Origin of the sequence: Duganella sp. Root1480D1 (genome assembly GCF_001427305.1) — a bacterium.
Lineage (GTDB): Bacteria > Pseudomonadota > Gammaproteobacteria > Burkholderiales > Burkholderiaceae_D > Rugamonas.
In genome coordinates, this window is sequence record NZ_LMFZ01000023.1 from 202,605 (window position 1) to 222,579 (window position 19,975).

General features: G+C 61.3%; 16 protein-coding genes and 1 riboswitch. Of the genes, 9 read left to right on the forward strand and 7 right to left on the reverse strand.

The features are described 5' to 3' along the window. Positions 1 to 30: 30 nt before the first annotated feature. The 3 genes from ASD58_RS19040 to ASD58_RS19050 all read left to right on the forward strand — a co-directional run bounded on the left by ASD58_RS19040 (position 31) and on the right by ASD58_RS19050 (position 3,756). Positions 31 to 852 (forward strand): hypothetical protein, encoded by an 822-nt coding sequence (locus tag ASD58_RS19040; RefSeq protein WP_057262787.1) that lies wholly within the window; start codon positions 31 to 33, stop codon positions 850 to 852. 77 nt (positions 853 to 929) lie between these two features. Next, the gene (locus ASD58_RS19045; protein WP_057262788.1) at positions 930 to 2,282 is read left to right on the forward strand and encodes a uracil-xanthine permease family protein; all 1,353 of its coding nucleotides are present in this window, start codon (positions 930 to 932) and stop codon (positions 2,280 to 2,282) included. A 112-nt stretch (positions 2,283 to 2,394) separates the two neighbouring features. Next, entirely contained in the window at positions 2,395 to 3,756 is a 1,362-nt protein-coding gene (locus tag ASD58_RS19050; RefSeq protein WP_057262789.1) for an 8-oxoguanine deaminase, read from the forward strand. 4 nt (positions 3,757 to 3,760) lie between these two features. Here ASD58_RS19050 and ASD58_RS31880 read toward each other — a convergent pair whose 3' ends face one another. From ASD58_RS31880 to ASD58_RS19075, 5 genes are all read right to left on the reverse strand, one after another. Further along, positions 3,761 to 4,117 (reverse strand): hypothetical protein, encoded by a 357-nt coding sequence (locus ASD58_RS31880; RefSeq protein ID WP_057262790.1) that lies wholly within the window; start codon positions 4,115 to 4,117, stop codon positions 3,761 to 3,763. Positions 4,118 to 4,450: 333 nt separating this feature from the next. Next, on the reverse strand, positions 4,451 to 4,915 hold the full coding sequence (locus tag ASD58_RS19060) for a hypothetical protein (RefSeq protein ID WP_057262791.1): 465 nt from the start codon (positions 4,913 to 4,915) through the stop codon (positions 4,451 to 4,453). A gap of 37 nt (positions 4,916 to 4,952) precedes the next feature. Beyond that, positions 4,953 to 6,188, reverse strand: a complete 1,236-nt coding sequence (locus ASD58_RS19065) for a hypothetical protein (protein ID WP_156401364.1) — start codon at positions 6,186 to 6,188, stop codon at positions 4,953 to 4,955. 77 nt (positions 6,189 to 6,265) lie between these two features. Beyond that, positions 6,266 to 7,888: a histidine ammonia-lyase gene (gene hutH, locus ASD58_RS19070; RefSeq protein ID WP_057262793.1), complete on the reverse strand. Its 1,623-nt coding sequence runs from the start codon at positions 7,886 to 7,888 to the stop codon at positions 6,266 to 6,268. Between the two features lie 11 nt (positions 7,889 to 7,899). Continuing rightward, positions 7,900 to 9,180 carry a urate hydroxylase PuuD gene (locus ASD58_RS19075; protein WP_057262794.1) on the reverse strand — a complete coding sequence of 427 codons (1,281 nt, stop codon included), beginning with the start codon at positions 9,178 to 9,180 and terminating at the stop codon, positions 7,900 to 7,902. Positions 9,181 to 9,412: 232 nt separating this feature from the next. On the opposite strand from ASD58_RS19075, the gene ASD58_RS19080 reads away from it, so the two are divergent. The 6 genes from ASD58_RS19080 (at position 9,413) to ASD58_RS19105 (ending at position 18,201) form a co-directional block, all read left to right on the forward strand. Then, a complete protein-coding gene (locus tag ASD58_RS19080) occupies positions 9,413 to 10,348 on the forward strand; it encodes a LysR family transcriptional regulator (RefSeq protein WP_057262795.1) in 936 nt (311 codons plus the stop codon). A gap of 130 nt (positions 10,349 to 10,478) precedes the next feature. Continuing rightward, positions 10,479 to 12,230, forward strand: coding sequence for an allantoate amidohydrolase (locus ASD58_RS19085; RefSeq protein ID WP_057262796.1), 1,752 nt, complete (start codon positions 10,479 to 10,481; stop codon positions 12,228 to 12,230). A 145-nt stretch (positions 12,231 to 12,375) separates the two neighbouring features. Then, on the forward strand, positions 12,376 to 13,677 hold the full coding sequence (locus tag ASD58_RS19090; protein WP_057262797.1) for an NCS2 family permease: 1,302 nt from the start codon (positions 12,376 to 12,378) through the stop codon (positions 13,675 to 13,677). A gap of 17 nt (positions 13,678 to 13,694) precedes the next feature. Beyond that, positions 13,695 to 15,182 carry a xanthine dehydrogenase small subunit gene (xdhA, locus tag ASD58_RS19095; RefSeq protein ID WP_057262798.1) on the forward strand — a complete coding sequence of 496 codons (1,488 nt, stop codon included), beginning with the start codon at positions 13,695 to 13,697 and terminating at the stop codon, positions 15,180 to 15,182. Beyond that, complete coding sequence (gene xdhB, locus ASD58_RS19100) at positions 15,179 to 17,524, forward strand: xanthine dehydrogenase molybdopterin binding subunit (protein ID WP_057262799.1); 2,346 nt, start codon at positions 15,179 to 15,181, stop codon at positions 17,522 to 17,524. Before xdhA ends, xdhB begins: the two co-directional genes overlap by 4 nt. Further along, on the forward strand, positions 17,521 to 18,201 hold the full coding sequence (locus ASD58_RS19105; protein ID WP_057262800.1) for an aquaporin: 681 nt from the start codon (positions 17,521 to 17,523) through the stop codon (positions 18,199 to 18,201). The genes xdhB and ASD58_RS19105 overlap by 4 nt, the downstream gene beginning before the upstream one ends. 169 nt (positions 18,202 to 18,370) lie before the next feature. On the opposite strand, the gene ribB is transcribed toward ASD58_RS19105, so the two are convergent. Together ribB and ASD58_RS19115 are read right to left on the reverse strand one after the other, a co-directional pair. After that, positions 18,371 to 19,012 (reverse strand): 3,4-dihydroxy-2-butanone-4-phosphate synthase, encoded by a 642-nt coding sequence (ribB, locus tag ASD58_RS19110; RefSeq protein ID WP_057262801.1) that lies wholly within the window; start codon positions 19,010 to 19,012, stop codon positions 18,371 to 18,373. Positions 19,013 to 19,112: 100 nt separating this feature from the next. Then, positions 19,113 to 19,262, reverse strand: a riboswitch (FMN riboswitch). 65 nt (positions 19,263 to 19,327) lie between these two features. Next, complete coding sequence (locus tag ASD58_RS19115; protein WP_057262802.1) at positions 19,328 to 19,972, reverse strand: hypothetical protein; 645 nt, start codon at positions 19,970 to 19,972, stop codon at positions 19,328 to 19,330. Positions 19,973 to 19,975 lie beyond the last annotated feature (3 nt).

Below are 19,975 nucleotides of genomic sequence, written 5' to 3' on the forward strand. Positions count from 1 at the left end.
GGCTCCATATCAAAAAATACAGGAGACACCATGCAGCAAGCATTACGCGTAGCGGCAGCCGGCACCATCGCTGTCCTGGCCCTGGCGATGGGCGCGCAACCAGCCAGCGCCGCCGACTGGAGCGACACTTCAATCGGCTACCGTTACGGCAGCAAATTCGCAGAGCCGTACAACCCGAACGACATCCGCAAGCAGATCCTGAACTGGACCTACGTCGACGGTTACAAATACGGCGGCAATTACATGAACCTGGACTTCCTGCGTTCCGACGGCAAGGACAACAACGCGCACGAAGCCTACCTGCTGTACCGCCACACCCTGGACCTTGGCAAAGTAAGCGGCAAGAACTTCAAATTCGGTCCGGTACGCGGAGTTGGCATCACCGCAGGCTTCGACTGGAACACCAAGAACGACGACAGCTACAACTCGCGCAAGCGCATGATCGTTGCCGGCCCGACCCTGATGCTGGACGTGCCGGGCTTCCTGAATGTGAGCCTGCTTGGCCTGTGGGAAAGCAACCAGCCACTGGGCATCGCCAAGCGCTACAAATACGACACGCACGCCATGTTGAACGCCGCCTGGGGCATTCCGCTCGGTTCCGGCTTCAGCTTCGAAGGCTATGCCAACTGGATCGGCAGCAAAGGCAAGGACGAATTCGGCGGCCAGACTTCACCGGAGGTGAACATCGACGCCCAGGTGATGTATGACCTGAGCGGCCACCTGGGCGCCAAGCCGAATAGCTTCAAGGTCGGCGTGGAGTACCAATACTGGCGCAACAAATTCGGGAATCCGCATAATATCCCCGGCAGCACGGCAAAGACCCCGATGATCCGCGCGGAGTACCATTTCTGACGAAAACCGACCCACAGCGGCATGCCGAATAGCACCGGAACAAGTAGTTCAGACAAAAATCCTATCACGGAGACACCATGAACAACCTGCTATACCAGGTGGATGACCGTCCACCGCCAATCACAACCGCCCTGCTGGCGGCCCAGCATATGCTGGCCGCACTGGGCGGCATCATCGCCGTCCCCCTGGTTGTCGGCGCAGTCCTGAAGCTTCCCGCCGACCAGGTGGTAGCGCTGGTCAATGCTGCCCTGCTAGGTTCCGGCATCGTCACCACCATCCAATGCATCGGCGTAGGCCGGGTCGGCATCCGCCTGCCTTGCGTGATGGGCACCAGCTTCGCCTTTGTCGGTGCAGCCATCAGCGTTGGCCTGGAGCATGGCGTCCCCGGGATCCTGGGCTCCTCGCTTGCCGGTTCCGCGATCATGATCCTCGGCAGCTTCTTCATGCCGCAGATCCGCAAGCTGTTCCCGCACCAGGTAACGGCGGTGGTCGTGACCATGATCGGGCTGTCGCTGGTGCCGGTTGCAGTCGACTGGGCCGCCGGCGGCAAGAACGCCGGTGCGAATTACGGCGACCCGACCAATCTTGGCATCGCCCTGTTCGTGCTGGCGACCGTCATCGCACTGGTCCAATTCGGCAAAGGCATCATCTCCGCCGCCGCGGTGGTGATCGGCATTGCGATCGGCTATTGCGTGTGCCTGGGACTGGGCCTGGTGAATTTCTCGGCCGTCCAGAAAGCCGCAGTCTTCGCCGTGCCACAGCCCCTGTATTTCGGCATGACGTTCCCGCTTAGCGGCATCCTGGCGATGGCCCTGGCATATGTTGTCACCATCGTGGAAACCACCGGCACCTTCATGGCGCTGGGTTCCGCCACCAAAACCAAGATGAAGGGCAAGCTGCTGTGCCGTGGCGTTCTGTGCGACGGCCTGGGTTCGGCGTTCGTGTCGGTGCTGGGCGCGCCGCCGGTATCGACTTTCGCGCAGAACGTGGGTGTCATTTCGCTGACTGGCGTGGCAAGCCGCTACGTGGTGGCGCTGACCGGTATATTCCTGGCCGCAGCCGGCCTGTTCCCGGTACTTGGTGCGATTGTCGTGACGATCCCGCAACCGGTGCTGGGCGGCGCGGGCCTGATGATGTTCGCGATGATCATTGCGGCGGGTGTGCAGATGCTATCGAACGTCGAACACGATAAGCGTACTGGCCTGCTGATCGCTGTATCGGTGGGCTGCGGCCTGGCCGTGTCGGTCCGTCCTGAACTGCTGTCCAAGCTGCCGGCCTTTGTGCACGAAATCTTCGGCTCCGGCATCTCCACCGCCGCAATCGTGGCCGTGTTACTGAACCTGGTGCTGCCGGACCGCCCGGTTGCCGAACACGACGAAGACGAAGAAGAGGATGTACCGCAGCCGATGCTGATCCCGAAAGTCGGCTAAACTCCCCGGGGCCTGCACCTTCACGTCGCAGGCCCGGTCCTTTCCCTGACATTGTTTCCGCATTGCCCCGCGCATTGTTTCCGCAGTGTTTAATCATTTCGAGAAAAACTGAATGAGTAAAACTCTCCTGATCAAGAACGCGCGCGTGGTTGTCACGATGGACGAACAGCGCCGCGAAATCGACAATGGCGCCATCTACGTGCGCGGCAACGTCATCGAACAAGTCGGCCCGACCGCAGAACTGCCGCAGTCGGCCGACGAGGTGATTGAGGCAACCGGACATGTAGTGGTCCCCGGCCTGGTCAATACCCACCACCACATGTACCAAAGCCTGACGCGTGTGATCCCAACCGCGCAAAACGGCGAATTATTCAACTGGCTGACCAACCTTTACCCGATCTGGGCCAACCTGGATGCCGAAATGGTGCACGCGTCGACGCTGACTGCCATGTCGGAATTGATCCTGTCCGGCTGCACTACCAGCAGCGACCACCTGTACATCTACCCCAACGATTGCCGGCTCGACGACAGCATCGAAGCCGCCGCCAAAATCGGCATGCGCTTCCACGCCGCCCGAGGCTCGATGAGCGTCGGCCAGTCCAAAGGCGGCTTGCCTCCCGACTGCGTGGTCGAAGATGAAAAAGCGATCCTGCGCGACACCCAGCGCCTGATCGAGACTTATCACGACACCGAACGCCACGCCATGCAACGCATCGTCGTCGCCCCCTGCTCCCCATTCTCCGTTTCGCGCGACCTGATGAAAGAGGCCGCAGCGCTGGCCCGCAGCCACGGCGTATCGCTGCACACCCATCTCGCGGAGAACGTCAACGACATAGCCTATAGCCGCGAGAAATTCAAGATGACCCCGGCCGAATACGCCGAGGACTGCGGCTGGGTCGGGCACGACGTTTGGCACGCCCATTGTGTGCAGCTCGATGATGATGGGATCTACATGTTCGCCAGGACTGGCACGGGCGTGGCGCACTGCCCCTGCTCGAACATGCGCCTGGCCTCCGGCATTGCCCCAATCCGCAAGATGGTCGATGCTGGCGTGCCCGTCGGCCTGGGTGTCGACGGCTCCGCTTCGAATGATGGCGCCCACATGCTGGGTGAAGTGCGGCAAGCCATGCTGCTGCAACGTGTCGGCTTCGGTCCCGATGCAATGACCGCACGCCATGCTTTGGAATTGGCCACGCTGGGCGGCGCTAAAGTACTGAACCGCGACGACATCGGCGCTCTCAAACCCGGAATGTCCGCCGACATCGTCATGTTCAAGCTGGACCAGGTCGGTTTTGCCGGCGCCCTGCACGATCCGGTTGCCGCGCTGGTATTCTGCACGCCGGCTAACGTCAGCTACAGCATCATTAACGGCAAAGTGGTGGTCAAGGACGGCATCCTGCAAACCATCGACCTGCCGCTAGTCATAGAGCGCCATAACCAGCTTGCTACCAAGCTGGCATTGGCGAGCACCTGATCGCCTACTTCGCAGTTGGCTTCAAATCGGAATTCGGGCGCGCTACAGCATACATTTCCCAACTGATCTGATCCAGCAGAGCCATCTTGTTTTCGCCCTGCTGGTATAGGTCAAAATGGGTCTTGTTCGAAATGAAGCGGAAATCAGTCTTGGCCTTCAATCCTTCCATCACAGCCTGGAGCTTTTGCGCGGAGCCGTCCAGGTAGAAGGTATCCGCTGTACCTACCAGAAGGTGGATCTTTCCATCCAGGTCGGCTTTCAGCGACGGCCAATCACGCTTCATGCGGTGGGCGATGTCGAAGTTCTCACGCCAATAGGCGACGACGGCTGGGTCGACGCTGCCCGTATCGCGGTCAAACATCGGCTGCGCCCCCCGCCTGGCTGCGAGGCGAGAACACCCACTCCATCGAGGCGAGTTGACCGCCATAGTTACCCAGCACGCGCTCCAATTTGGCGAACTCCTCGAAGGTGCCCAGCACCTTGTCGTGGTCGCGCACCAATGGATGGGGACTGCCATCTGCCTTGCGGAAGACGTTAGCCTGCGGCGCATAGAGGCTGCAGGCATTCAGGCAATACGACGCTGAACTCGCCCGCTCCTTGGGACTTGAGATATATCGCCAGACCAGTGGCGACTTCTATGAGGTCAAGATCATTCTGGCCGTCGAGTGGTGGGACGACGGCCAGTGGCATGAAGTCAAGTAGCTATTTTTGAAGCGTTGGATTTCGCTTCCTGAACACGACGCTGCAGGTCGGCGAACCAGACACTTACTTCCCAGTCGAAGACATAGACCGACTGCGGGGTCAATTCGATGGCTCGACCAAATGGCGTAGTATGCGCAAGCGTGACTGTTACCCTGTCCATCCCGTCGCCGCCGTCCCTAAACTCGACTTTCTCAATCTCCGCCATGCGGGCAGATGGGTGAAGGTCTCCGAGCTCGAACCGAAGACTGTCGCCATCATCGAAAACCTCTACCAGCAAGTCTTCGTCGTTGGCTTTCGATAGAAATGCCCCAACAAGGATCACCAAGCCTATAGCTAGCAGATCAACCGCATGTTTTGGAAACCAGAAGGCGGCCAGCATCGCCGCCCCCACCGCAAAGCGCATAAAGTGCCAGCGTAGACGGATGCCTTGGCGGGTCGGGTTGCTGGAGATTTTCATGCCGGCAGCATACCATCTCGCCAACCCAAATCGCACCTTAATATGCGATCTTGAAATCCGGTTTCCCTTCAAGCGCTCGGCTGAACAAGAGGAAGCTGTGTTCCTGATCCCAGGCGAATTCCTTGCCATCGTATGGGTCGCGCAGATCGCTTGTTCGGACTCCTTCTGCCACATCGTTGCCTTTGGCGCCGCTGCTCCGCAATTGGGACGCCAGCAACGCCAAGCGGCGCATTCCTTCCAGATTGACGACCCGGAATCCATACGTGGTATATGCATCCATGGCCTCCATATTGAGCACGATCCTGCCAATCGGGTTGTAGACGCCAATGTCGGCGGCAGCCTTCTTCTCCATCCCATAGGTCGCCAGGAAAGTGGATGCCGCCTGCGGAATCGCGGCGTAGTCGCGTCCATACAGTTCGACCAAGCGAAGCATACGATCGGCGTTGGCATTGCTCGTTGCTTGTGGCTGGTACAGGAAACTTCCGAACAGCATTGCAGCCAAATGCTTGGAGTGCTCGTCGTCAGGCCGCATTTCCGAAGATGTCCATTCGTTGGCCATCACCTTTGCCATTGAAAGTTCGCGGCTTGAGAGAGGGTCCCGCCAGGCATCCGGAATCGCCACCATCGTCAACGCTGGTGGAAAACGGCGCACTACAAGATTGCCCATCTCAAAATGCAGTTCAATGCTGCGCGCTGCGATCATTTTGGCGTTCGCGCTGGCACTCTCTGCCAGGACCATCCGCCAGAACCTATAGTCCTTTTCCAACAGGCGTTTGCAATCCGCGGCGCCCCCTTTGACGTCCGGCGACAAGGCCTTGAGATACATCATGCGTTGCGCTTCGAGGACCTGGTTGAATGCTGCGCTCTGCGAGCGCGCGTCACCCGTCAAAATTTCGCGCCACTGTTTGAATTCCACCAGGCGTTCATAGCGCTCTATCATTTTGGCAGGCTCTCGCTGAAGCTGCTCCTGGCCTGGCATTTCGGCGATGTCAGCCGACTCCGGTGCTTCCATTGACTTGCGCATCTGTTCGACGCGCGCTGCGCCTTCCGACATCACATCGGCATCGTCCGGCGCGGAAAAGCCCATGACATAAACGTAGGCATTATCACGGTCAGCGACGGGCGTAGTGGCAGCCGCAATTTCCTGCAACTTGATGGCAGCCTCGGAGGGAGATTTGTCTTCGCGATTGACAAAGAACACGAACGCGATTAGCAGGAGGAGCAACGCAAGAAAACTTGCCACCATCCTTAACAACAACTTCAGATTTGTCATTCAGATCTACTCCAATGTTTTGAAGTGCGGCACAAAAAACGGCCCATGCGGGCCGTTTTCCTGGAACCTGCGAACCGTTAGACGAACTCGCCAACCTTCGCAGTCACCGCTTCCTGCACCGAACGGCTGGTGACGAAGCTGTGGGCGACCTGGATGTCGTTGTGGAACCAACGGTCGCCGTCCAGGCAAGCAGGGATCTGTTTTCGGATCTCGTCGTAGGCGGCTTGCGTGCCTTCACCCAGCTTGAAACCCGGCAGCAGGTGCTCGGTCATGGTCAGGGCCTGTGCTGCCAGCAGCATTTCCACACCCACGATGTATTGCGTGTTCTGAACCACGGTGTGCGCTTTGCGTGCACACCATGTGGAGTTGGATATGTGGTCTTCGCTGTTGGCTTTCGAAGGAATCGAGTCCACGCTGCCCGGCATCGACAGCGTGCGGTTTTCCATCACCAGTGAGCTGAGCGAACACTGCACCACCGGGTAGCCCGTGTTCACGCCGCGCAGGCCGGACATCAGGTTGCGCGGCAGCCCCCACGACAAGGTCGGGTCGATCAGGCGCGCCACGCGGCGTTCGCAGATGCTGCCCAGGTCCGTAATCGCTATGGCCAGCAAATCCATCGCTTGCGCCAGGTACTGGCCGTGGAAATTACCGCCGGAGATGATCTCGAAACCGCCGCCGTCCTTGCCGAAGATCAGCGGGTTGTCGGTGGCCGAGTTGATTTCGTTCTTCACGATGGTGTCAATGTAGTCCAGCGCATCGAACACGGGACCGTAGACTTGTGGCGTGCAGCGCAGTGAGTACACGTCCTGGATACGCGGGGTGTACGGGATATCGGTGCGGCGCAGTTCGTCGGGAAACTGCACGGCGCGCGCCTCGTGGGTGGCCCGGGTGGAGCCTTTCAGCAGCTTGCGCACGACAGAGGCAGTCTTGATCTGCCCCGGATGCGGGCGTGCTTGCTGAATGCGCGGATCGAAGGCGGACATCTCGGCGCGCATCGCTTCCAGCGTGAGGCCCAGCGACAGGCAGGCGTCGGTCAGCAGGTCGCGCGCATCTTTGGCAGCCAGCACGGCGACGGCCAGCGAAGCGGTACAGCCGTTGATCAGGGCCGATGCGTCCTTGGCCATGAGGTCGAACTTGACCGGGCCGACTTCGGCGCGCGTGATCGCCTCTGCGGCCGGCATGCGCTGGCCCTTGTACATCACCTCGGCTTCATCGAAGCCGGCGATAGCTGCTGCCAGGTAAGCCAGTGGCGCGAGGTCGCCGGATGCGCCGACAGACCCCTTCTGCGGCATGATCGGGTGGATGCCGGCGTTAATGAAGGCCAGCAATCGGTCAACCACTTCCACGCGCGGAGCCGAGTAGTTGCTGGCGAAGGCATTTGCCCGCAACAGCATGGTGGCGCGGCTGACCTCTTCCGAAAACGGCTCGCCGATACCGCCGCTGTGGGCCTTGATCAACTGCGTCTGGAACAGTTCGATGTGTTCAACCTTGATGCGCGTGTCTTTCAACAGGCCCACGCCGGTGTTAAAGCTGTACATCATCGGCGCTTCATCGTGCATCCAGGTGGATTCGATGTAGTCACGGCTTTCCTTCAGCGCGGCGCGCGAGGTGGCGGAGAGTTCGACTTTGGCGCCATTACGCGCGACAGCCAGGACGTCTTCGGCAGTCAGGTTGAAGCCGTCGATAGTTACATTGCTCATTGCTTTTCCTTTCAGTTCGCGCTGGTCTCGAACCAGGTCCCGATCAACTGGCGTTCAGCGTCGGTCATATGGGTCATGTTTGCCAGCGGCATATCCTTGTTCTGCACGGCGCGCTGGTAGATCTTGGCGGCGTGCTGCTTCACCTGGTCTTCGGTATCGAGCATCACGCCGCCCGGGGCTGATGCGAAACCCGCCTGGGTCGGCGCTGCGGAGTGGCAGGACACGCAGCGCGCCGATACGACTTGCTGGACGCTGGACAGGCTGGCCTGTCCGGCAGCAGCAGCAGCTGCACCGCCAGCGCCCGGCGCGGCATGGCCATCGGCATCCACGGCAGCCGCCACGGTCGCGGGAGCGGCAACTGCCTTGCGCGGCGCCGGGGCGATTGCCACGGCCACGCCGGCCAGCAGGATCACGCCGGCAATCGGGAATGCCGGCGACACCTTTCCAGCATGACGCAGATTGAAGAAGTGACGAATCAGCACGCCCGCAGCCATGATGGCGGCCAGCACCAGCCAGCTATAGGCGTGGCTGTAGGTCATTGCGTAGTGGTTGCTGATCATGATCAGCAGCACAGGCAGCGTGAAGTAGTTGTTGTGCACCGAGCGCACCTTGGCGCGCTTGCCGTAGATCGGGTCAGGTGACTGCCCCTTGGCCATCGCGTCAACCAGCTTGCGCTGCCCCGGGATGATCACGAACAGCACGTTACCGACCATCATGGTGCCGATCATGGCGCCAATGTGGATATAGGCGGCACGGCCGCTCAGGGTATGCGTCAGCACATATGCAGCGCCGACGATCAATACGAACATCACGGTGCCCAGCACTGCTGGCTTTTCGGCCAGCGCGGTCTTGCACAGGGTGTCGTACACCAGCCAGCCGCCAGCAAGCGTGCCCAGGCCCACGGCCACAGCTTGCAGGGAGCTCAGGTCGGCCACGTTCTTATCGATCATCATCGCCGACGCATTGAAGTAGTAGACGATGAACAGCATTGCGAAGCCGCTCAGCCAGGTGGCGTAGGCCTCCCATTTGAACCAGTGCAGGTCTTCCGGGAGTTCATCTGGCGCGACCAGGTATTTCTGCGGATTGTAGAAGCCGCCGCCGTGCACAGCCCACAGTTCGCCCATCACGCCCTTCTTGGCCAACGGGCTGCCGGGCTTCGGAGGGCGGATCGAGTTGTCCAGCCAGACGAAGTAAAACGAGGCGCCGATCCACGCGATACCGGTGATCAGGTGCAGCCAGCGAACCAGCAAGTTAAGCCATTCCACCCCATAAGGGCCGAATAAAGTCTCCATGATTTTTATCCATTAAGTCCGTTCACCTGCCTCTGGCGGGCACTTCAGATGAACCAAACGGTCGTTATACAGCCGCCGCTACGACCTGCGTGGATGGAACGATATCGGTTGCGGGCGCGGGAGACCTTCCATTTCCTATATAACTCGCATATACCTGGAGATATAGTTTCGCGCCCCGGAAGGTGCGAACCTCTCATCGATAAATCTAAATAAATAATATTCGGAGACCATGATGTCCAGATTGCCAGAACACTTAGACATCCACCTGATCCGTATCCTTTACCTGCTGCTGGTGGAGAAGAACGTATCGCGCGTGGCCCTTAAACTGAACCAGCCGCAGCCCTCCATATCAGGCTCGTTGCGCAAGCTGCGCGACCTGACCGGCGATCCCCTGCTGGTACGCGGCGGCCGCGGCATGGTGCCGACGCAACACGGCGAAAGCCTGCTGAAGACCGCCAAGCGCATCCTCGACGAAACCGAAAGCCTGTTCAGCCCCAAGACTGCATTCGTACCGCAGGACGAGGCGCGCACCTTCCATATTGCCGCGCCGGACTATATGAACACCCAGTTCTTTACCGAGGTAATCGCCCGCCTGCGCCGCGAATCGCCGCGCAGCCGCCTGGTGATCCACTCATTGGGCTCGGACGTCGACTATGTGCGCCTGCTGTCGGACGGCGACCTGGACCTGGTGGTAGGCAACTGGGACGAACCGCCGCAGCACCTGCACATCTCCAAACTGTTCGACGACCCGATCGTGTGCCTGATGCGCGCCAACAGCGCCTATGCCCGCCGCACCCCGAAAGACGGCATGACGCCGGAGGAATACCTGACCCTGCCCCACGTCGCGCCGGCCCAGATCCTGCCTGGCTACCACGGCAACATCGATTCCTTCCTCGAGGAGCGCGATATGGAGCGCAATATTGTTGTGGAATCGGCACACTTTCGCATGCTGCCCTATATCGTTCAGCAGACCGATCTGGTTTTGACGAGTGGCAAACAATTCGCCAATTTCTACGAGAACCTGCTGGGACTGAAGTCCTATAAAGTGCCGCTGGATTTCCCGCCGCTGAGCTTCTACCAGCTATGGCACGAGCGCGCCCACCACGCCACCGAACATAAATGGCTGCGCGCCCAGGTCAGCGCCGCCGCCCGCCTACTGGTGAAATAGAACAGCACCGGATAGCCGTTATCGGCCCAGCGTTATATCTCCCGCCTGCTGGGCCTCTATTATCAATTCGCCATTCCCCCAGAACACCTTACTTGGAGCGGGCCGTCGCCAGTCGGCGCCCCGAAGCACGATGACGAGCCTGAAGCGACTGAACACCTGCGACGCAGAGACTTTTACCGAGATCCTGCATGGCCTGTATGAGCATTCCCCATGGATTCCACAGCGCGCCGCCGCGCAGCGCCCGTTCCGCACCATCGACGAACTGAAACTGGGCCTGCAGAAGGTTGTGACGGATGCGAACAACGATGAACAACTGGGCCTGATCCGCGCCCACCCGGAGCTGGCCGGCAAAGCCGCCGTCGCAGGCGAACTGACGCCGGAATCCACCGGCGAACAGGCCAAAGCAGGATTGAACCTGTGCACCAAGGAAGAATTCTCAGCACTGCAGGAGCTGAACGGCGCTTACAACAGCAAATTCGGCTTCCCCTTCATCCTTGCGGTCAAGGGCGGCGACGGTAAAGGGCTTTCGCGCCAGGCCATCATCGCTGCTTTCCGCCGGCGCCTACGCAACCAGGCCGGCGATGAGCAACGCGAGGCGCTGCGCCAGATCCACCGCATCGCCGAGATGCGCCTGAATGCCCTGCTCTCCTACGTTCCGCATATGGGCCGCGACATCATCGAATGGGCCGAAGAAATCGGCGCCATGAGCGAAGATGAACAAGGCCTTACCTGCACCTATATGACGCAGACCCACCGCCGCACGGCCAACCAGTTGGCGAAGTGGATGCGCGAAGCCGGCATGCATGCCCATATCGACGCTGTGGGCAACGTGGTGGGCCGTTACCTGTCCACCGATCCGCAGGCGCGCACCCTGCTCACTGGTTCGCACTACGACACGGTGCGCAACGGCGGCAAATACGACGGCCGCCAGGGCATCCTGACTGCTATCGCGGTGGTCAAGCATTTGCACGAAACCGGCGAAACCCTGCCTTTCCACCTCGAGGTGATCGGCTTTGCGGAAGAGGAAGGCGTGCGTTTCAAGAGCACCTTCCTCGGCAGCAGCGCCGTGATCGGCCAGTTCGACCCGAAACTGCTGGACTTGCGCGACCGCGACGGCCAGTTGCTGCGCGATGTGCTGACAGATGCCGACCATGACGTCAACGCCATCGCCGATATTGCACGCGATCCTGCCGACCTGCTTGGCTTCGTGGAAGTCCATATCGAACAAGGCCCGGTATTGCTGGAGCGCGGCCTGCCAGTCGGCGTGGTCACCTCCATTGCGGGCAGCAAGCGCTACCTGGTGGAACTGAAAGGCGTTGCCAGCCACGCTGGCACCACGCCGATGCCGATGCGCAAGGACGCCGCCGCTGCCGCCGCCGAAATCATCCTGTTCGTGGAACAGCGCTGCGCGCTGGACCAGGATTCTGCGCTGGTCGGCACCGTCGGCCAACTGCAGGTGCCGAACGGCTCCACCAATGTCATTCCGGGCGCCTGCACCCTGTCGCTCGATATCCGCGCCGCCAACAACGCTGCGCGCGATGCCGCCGTGGACGACATCCTCGCCCACATCGAAAAAGTGTGCGAAAAGCGCCACATCACGGTGTCGATCGAACAGACGGTTGCCGCCGATTGCGCGCCCTGCGCACCGCGCCTGATGGAACAGCTGGCAGCCGCAGTGGAACGGAACGGCATTCCCGCCTTCCAGCTCGCCTCGGGCGCCGGCCACGACGCCATGCTGATGTCGCGCGTCACGGACGTCGCCATGCTGTTCACGCGCTGCGGCAACGGCGGCATCAGCCACAACCCGCTGGAGACCATGACGGACGATGACGCCGACCTCTCGGCCCGCATCCTGCTGAGCTTCCTGCGCAACTATACGTAAATCGAGATAGCCGATATGCCCAGGCATATAAGCCGAAAAGGAGACCTTCAACGATATTGTTAAAACATGTAGCGCAAGGACGCCATATTTGCCCGCCCGGAGAGGTGGGATTTCGGGCGCTAAAAACTAAACGGAGACAACGCAAATGCAATTCCTGGACAACTATTTCAAGCTCGGCGAGCACGGCACCAACGTGCGCACCGAGGTACTGGCTGGCATTACAACCTTCCTGACGATGGCGTACATCATCTTCGTCAACCCTTCCATCCTTGGCGATGCCGGCATGCCGAAAGACTCGGTCTTTGTGGCCACCTGCGTGGCGGCGGCCATTGGCACCCTGATCATGGGCCTGTACGCCAACTTCCCGATCGGGCTGGCGCCGGGGATGGGCTTGAACGCCTACTTCGCCTACGGCGTGGTGGCCGGCATGGGATTCCCATGGCAAGCGGCCCTGGGGGCGGTGTTCATCTCCGGCTGCTGCTTCATGATTGTCAGCCTGCTGCGCATCCGTGAAAAAATCATGAATGCCATTCCGGCCTCGCTGCGTATTGCGATTCCGGCCGGTGTCGGCCTGTTCCTGGCGTTGATCTCCCTGAAGAACGCGGGCATCGTGGTTTCCAGCCCGGCCACCTTCGTCACCATGGGCGACCTGCACAAACCGGCGCCGGTGTTGGCCATTATCGGCTTCCTGGTCATCGTCGCGCTGGACCGCCTGAAAGTGACCGGCGCACTGCTGCTCGGCATCATGGCAGTGACCGTGCTGAGCTTCTTCTTCGGCGGTAACGCCTTCCACGGCATCGTGTCGGCACCTCCTTCGATCTCCCCGACCGCCTTTGAGCTGGACATCATGGGTGCAGTGTCGCACGGCCTGTTCAACGTGGTGCTGGTGTTCTTCCTGGTCGAACTGTTCGACGCCACCGGCACCCTGATGGGCGTGGCGCAGCGCGCCGGCCTGATGAAAGACGGCAAACTTCCGGCCAACATGAACAAGGCGCTGCTGGCCGACTCCGGCGCCATCATCGCCGGCGCCGTCATGGGTACTTCGAGCACCACCGCCTTCATCGAAAGCGCAGCCGGGGTGCAGGCAGGCGGCCGTACCGGCCTGACCGCGGTCACCGTGGCCCTGCTGTTCCTGGCAGCGCTGTTTATCGCGCCGCTGGCCGGCGTGGTACCGGCTTACGCCACTGCGCCAGCCCTGTTCTTCGTTGCCTGCCTGATGCTGCGCGAGATGTCGGAGATCAACTGGGCCGAGACCACGGAAAGCGTGCCTGCGGTAGTCACCGCGCTGGTCATGCCATTCACCTACTCGATCGCCAACGGCCTGGCGCTGGGCTTCATCAGCTACGCCGCCCTGAAACTGTTGACCGGCAAGTACAAGGAAGTCAGCGCCATGATCTGGTGTGTCGCTGGCGTGTTCCTGTTCAAAACAATCTACATCGCAGGATGAAGTAAGGAGTAGCAAAGATGTCTCAACCGATTCGTTTCTTCTACCAGGGGCGCGTGCAGGAAGTTGATTCCGCCGCCACTACCCGCACGGTGCTGCAACACCTGCGGGAAGACCTGCACTGCACCGGCACCAAGGAGGGCTGCGCCGAAGGCGATTGCGGCGCCTGCACCGTGGTGATCGGCTCGCTGGTGGACGGCGAACTGGAAATGCGCAATGTGAATTCGTGCATCCAGTTCCTGCCAACCCTGGACGGCAAGGCAGTGTTCACTGTGGAAGACCTGAAACAGCCAGGCGGCAGCCTGCACCCGGTGCAGGAAGCGCTGGTGGAATGCCATGGTTCGCAATGCGGTTTCTGTACCCCCGGTTTCGCCATGTCGCTCTGGAGCCTGTACCTGAAGCAGGAGGACCAGGCCACGCCGCCTTGCCGCAAAACGATCGACGAGACATTGTCCGGTAACCTGTGCCGCTGCACGGGTTACCGCCCGATTATTGACGCAGCTGCCCGCATGGGCGAGCTGCCTGCGATCAGTTTCGACCGCGCAGCATTGAAGGCAGTCCTGCAAGGCCTGCAGCGAGACACCATGTTCAGCTACACCCATGACGGCCAGACTTTCCACGCCCCGCGCACCTTGGCCGAAATGGCCGCCCTGCGCGCCGCCAAGCCGGCCGCCACCATCCTCGCCGGTTCGACCGACGTCGGCCTGTGGGTCACCAAACAGATGCGCAATCTGGGCGACGTCATCTATACCCGCCAGGTGCAGGAGCTGCACCGCATTGCCACCATCGGCGGCAAGCTGGAAATCGGCGCCGCCGTGTCACTGGACGATGCCTACAAAGCCGTACTGGAACTGTATCCGAACGATTCGCTGCACGAGCTGTGGCAGCGCTTCGCCTCGCAGCCTATCCGCAGCACCGGCACCCTCGGCGGCAGCGTCGCCAACGGCTCGCCGATTGGCGATTCCGCCCCGTGGATGATCGTGCTTGGAGCGGAGATCGTGCTGCGCTCGGACAAAGGCCAGCGCGTCCTGCTGCTGCAGGACTTCTACCTCGATTACATGAAAAAGGATTGGCAACCGGGCGAATTCGTGGAAGCAGTGCGCATCCCGGCCCCGAAAGCCGGCCAGCAATTCCGCACCTACAAGCTGGCCAAGCGCTACGACCAGGACATTTCCGCCGTCTGCGCCGCGTTCTCGCTCGAACTGGATAACGGCGTGGTTCGCAATGCCCACATTGCCTACGGCGGCATGGCAGCGACATCGCGCCGCGCGCCGCTGGCCGAAGCAGCCATCAACGGCCAGCCATGGAATGAATCCACGCTGCGTGCCGGCATGGAAGCTCTGGCGAAAGATTACACCCCGTTGACCGATATGCGCGCCTCCGCCAACTACCGCATGCGCACTGCGCAAAACCTGCTGCGCCGTTTCTGGATGGAGACCCGCCCCGAAGACGCTGTATCAGGCACTTACGTCAACGCTTACGCATTCAAGGAAGGAGCCGCCGCATGAACAGCAAGTCCGAACAGTTCATGACGCTCGGCGCCGCCAAAGGCTGGTACGAAGTCGGCCAGAGCCACCCGCACGAATCAGCCATCCTGCACGTGCTGGGCGAGGCAGTCTACACCGACGACATCCCCGAAGCGCAAGGCACGCTGCACGCCGCCCTTGGCCTGTCCACGAAAGCCCACGCCCGCATCGTCTCGCTCAACCTGGAGCCGGTGAAAGCCATGCCAGGCGTAGTGGCCGTGTACACCTGGAAGGACATCCCCGGCACCAACGATTGCGGCCCGATCATCCACGACGACCCGATCCTCGCCGAGAAGAAAGTGGAATATGTCGGCCAGCCGGTCTTCATCGTGGTCGCCGACACGCACGACCACGCCCGCCGCGCCGCCCGCAAGGCCGATATCCAGTATGAGGAACTGCCAGCCATCCTGACGCCAGAAGCAGCGCGCGATGCCGAGTCCTTCGTGGTGCCGCCAATGCGCCTGACGCGCGGCGATGCCCAGGCCGCCTTCGAACGCTCCCCGAATATCCTGAAAGGCAAGCTGCACGTCGGCGGCCAGGAGCAGTTCTACCTGGAAGGCCAGATTTCCTATGCCATCCCGAAGGAAGGCAATGGCATGCACGTCTACTGCTCCACCCAGCACCCTACCGAAATGCAGCACGTGGTATCGCACGCCCTGCACTACCCCTCGCACGCCGTGGTGGTGGAATGCCGCCGCATGGGTGGAGGCTTCGGCGGCAAGGAGTCGCAATCCGCACTGTGGGCCGCCTGCGCCGCCGTCAGCGCCGCCCACCTCAAGCGTCCGGTAAAGCTGCGCGCCGACCGCGATGACGACATGATGGTCACCGGCAAGCGCCACTGCTTCTACTATGAGTACGAGATCGGCTACGACAACCAGGGCCTGATCACCGCTGCCAAGGTGCAGATGGTGACCCGGGCCGGCTTCTCCGCCGACCTGTCCGCACCGGTCGCCACGCGCGCCATCTGCCACTTCGACAACACCTACTACTTGTCGGACGTGGACATCCGCGCCATGGCCGGCAAGACCAACACCCAGTCCAACACCGCCTTCCGTGGCTTCGGCGGCCCGCAAGGCGCCATCGCCATCGAATACATCGTCGACGAAATCGCCCGCAACCTCGGCAAGGATGCCCTGGATGTGCGTAAGCTGAACTTCTACGGCCGCAACGACGAGGAAGGGCGCAACGTCACGCAATACGGCCAGAAGGTGGTGGACAACGTGATCCACGAGCTGGTTGCGCAACTGGAAAGCGAGAGCGCCTACCGCAGCCGCCGCGACGCCATCCGCGCCTTTAACGCGACCAGCCCCGTGCTAAAGAAAGGCCTGGCGCTAACGCCGGTAAAGTTCGGCATCGCCTTCAACGTCACCCACTTCAACCAGGCCGGCGCACTGGTGCACATCTACGTCGACGGCTCCGTGCTGGTGAACCACGGCGGCACCGAAATGGGCCAAGGCATCAACACCAAGGTGTGCCAGGTGGTGGCACATGAACTGGGCATCCCGTTGTCCAGCGTGCGCGCTTCCGCCACCGACACCAGCAAGGTCGCCAACACCTCGGCCACCGCCGCTTCCACCGGGGCCGACCTGAATGGCAAGGCCGCCCAAGATGCCGCCCACACGCTGCGCAAGCGCCTGGTGGAATTCGCCGCCAGGTCGTTCGGCGTAACGGTGGACGAAGTGATCCTTGCCAACGGCACCGTATTCGCAGGCGAAACCGTAATGCCATTCGCCGACCTGGTGCAGAAAGCCTACCTGGCGCGGGTGCAGCTGTGGTCCGACGGCTTCTACGCCACCCCGGGCCTGAGCTGGGACCGCGAAACCATGAGCGGCAACCCCTTCGGCTATTACGCCTATGGCGCCTCGGTATCGGAAGTGATCGTCGACACCCTGACCGGTGAATGGAAGCTGCTGAAAGCCGACTGCCTGTACGATGCCGGCAATTCACTGAATCCCGCCATCGACGTGGGCCAGGTGGAAGGCGCCTTCATGCAGGGCATGGGGTGGCTGACGACGGAAGAACTGTGGTGGAACCAGCAGGGCAAGCTGATGACGCACGCACCATCGACTTACAAGATCCCCGGCGTGTCCGACTGCCCGGAAGACTTCAACGTGCGACTGTTCAAGAACCGCAACCCGTTCGACAGCATCCACCGCTCCAAAGCGGTCGGCGAACCGCCGCTGCTGCTGCCGTTTTCGGTGTTCCTGGCCATTCGCGACGCCGTGGCCTCGGTTGGCAACTACCGCATCAACCCGCCGCTGCGTGCCCCGGCCACCGGCGAAGCAATCCTCGATGCGGTAGATGCCGTGCGCGCCCAGGCATGACGCTCGCAAGACGCCTTGCCGCGGAAGCACTTGGCACAGCATTGCTGCTGGCCGTGGTAGTGGGCTCCGCCACCATGGCCGACCGGCTGCGCGGCGGCAATGCCGCCATCGCCCTTTTCGCCAATTCTGTCGCCAGTGCCAGCGGACTGCTGGCACTGATCCTCGCCATCAGCGCCATCTCCGGCGCCCACTTCAACCCCGTCGTCACCCTCTCTGAAGCATGGCAAGGCGGCATGAAGTGGAGCGACGCCCTGCCCTATATGGCGGCGCAGGCCTGCGGCGCCTTGGCCGGCGTGGCGGCTGCGCATGCAATGTTTGGCGAGCCGGCATTTTCTGCCGCAAGCCACGCCAGGACTGGCGCAGCGCAGTGGTGGAGCGAATTCGTGGCGACGTTCGGACTGATTTTCGTCATCAGCGGTTGCGCGCGCAGCCGCCCGGCAATGACACCGTTTGCGGTCGCCGCCTACATCGTTTCAGCGTACTGGTTCACCGCATCGAGTTCGTTCTCCAATCCCGCCCTCACGCTGGCGCGGGCCGCGACAGGCACGGTAGCCGGCATCCGGCTGCAAGATGTTTCCGCCTACGCCGCTGCCCAAATGCTCGGGGCAATCGCAGCGACAGTGCTGGTCACGTGGCTGCATAGTCCGGCGAAGACTCGTGACGGAATACACCATTGAAATTCGGGGTCAGGTCTGTCATTTGGACACCCCCGACGCACCTTTGATATTTCTCAATACTTTCCCCCATCAAAAAAAGCACCCGCTGGCCGATCGCACGCCAGCGGGTGTTTTGATCTACCTCAAATGTGTGGTTTGCCTGTCCGAATGACAGACCTGACCCCGAATTTTAGTCACGCTTGCGCCATTCGATCAGTTCGGCGATCGTGAGGATCGGCATGCCATGCAGTTGCGCGAACTGTTCGATGGCGTCGCCGCGCATCATGGTGCCGTCGGGATTCATCAGCTCGCACAGCACGGCCGATGGCGACAGGCCGGCCAGGCTCGCCAGGTCGACCGAGCCTTCGGTATGGCCGGCCCGCATCAGCACGCCGCCCGGCGTGGCGCGCAAGGGGAACACGTGGCCTGGCCGCACCACGTCTTCCGGACGCGCATTCGGTGCCGCCGCGGCTCGGATGGTGGCAACGCGGTCGGCCGCCGATACGCCAGTCGTCACGCCATGGCGGGCTTCGATCGACACCGTAAACGGCGTGCCGTACCTGCTGCCATTCTCCGCTGCCATCGGCGGCAGCTCGAGCTCGCGCACTTTTTCGGCGGTAAGGCACAGGCATACGATGCCGCTGCATTCGCGGATCATCATGGCCATGGTCTCCACCGTCAGGCGGTCGGTGGCGACGATCAGGTCGGCCTCGTTCTCGCGGTCGAAATCATCCAGCAGGATGACGGGAACGCCGGCCCGCATGGCTTCCAGCGCCGCATGCATGCGGGCTTCGATGTCGGTACTTTGAAGGGATAATTCAGGGGACAACATAGGAAACGCTCCTCGCTAAAGTTAACGAAAAACGCTCCAGGGCAGCGAATAGGCGCGGCTTCCCGTGCCGCCAAAGCGGACAGGGAATACGCGCAACAGCGCACATCTTCTTTCATCCGGACTATACCGTCGGCCCTGGAGTCGCACCAGGTCTGCTGACCCTGCCCATACTGCCAGGCAGGCGCTCGCGGGCTTGAACGTTGCCATTCTTACCGCCGGTGGGGAATTGCACCCCGCCCCGAAGACGTAATGTATGCCCGCACGATGCAGGCGGCGCGATTGTAGCAGAGCGGCGGCACGCGCGCTGCGCCTTGCCTAATTCTGGACCGTGATCCAGACCGCCCTTTCGTCGCATTGTTTTTCGCAGGCGAAGACGTAGACTTCATTGCCAAGGAAAGCGCAATAGTCATCGCTTGAGAAGCTGTCGGGCTGTTCCGGTGCCGACTCCAGTTTCGGGAACGGGTGATTTTCCGGTATCTGCAACAACAGGCGCATTTCGGCGCCGCATGAACATGTGAAGTGCTCCGCTTCCTGGACCCAGCACGGCTCGCCGCCAATCTGGAAACTCTCGCTGGCGGGCGCTTGTTCCGTGAACACCAGGTCGAAGGCGCGCAGCAAGTCAACCCCAGGCGCCGGGGCCCATGCATCGGTTGGACGATAGAGTGCGGCATGGTGATTGCCTACGTTCTTTTCCCAGTACCTGGCCGGGAGCTGCTGCCCGGCGTAGGTGTCGAACATCGGAATTTCGTTACACTTCGGGCACAAGGACAGCACGAAGTGGCTGCCCTCCCTGAACGGCAGCGCAAACTGCCGCTGCACATCGAACTGCACGAACAATTGCAGGACCGCGCCACAGCAGCGGCACACGGGGACTTGCGTACCTTCGGGAACCCAGGCTGCGCCGCCGATCGAGTTCTTCGACGTTGAAGTCCCGGAAGCAGGTTTGAATAGCGCTTTCATATC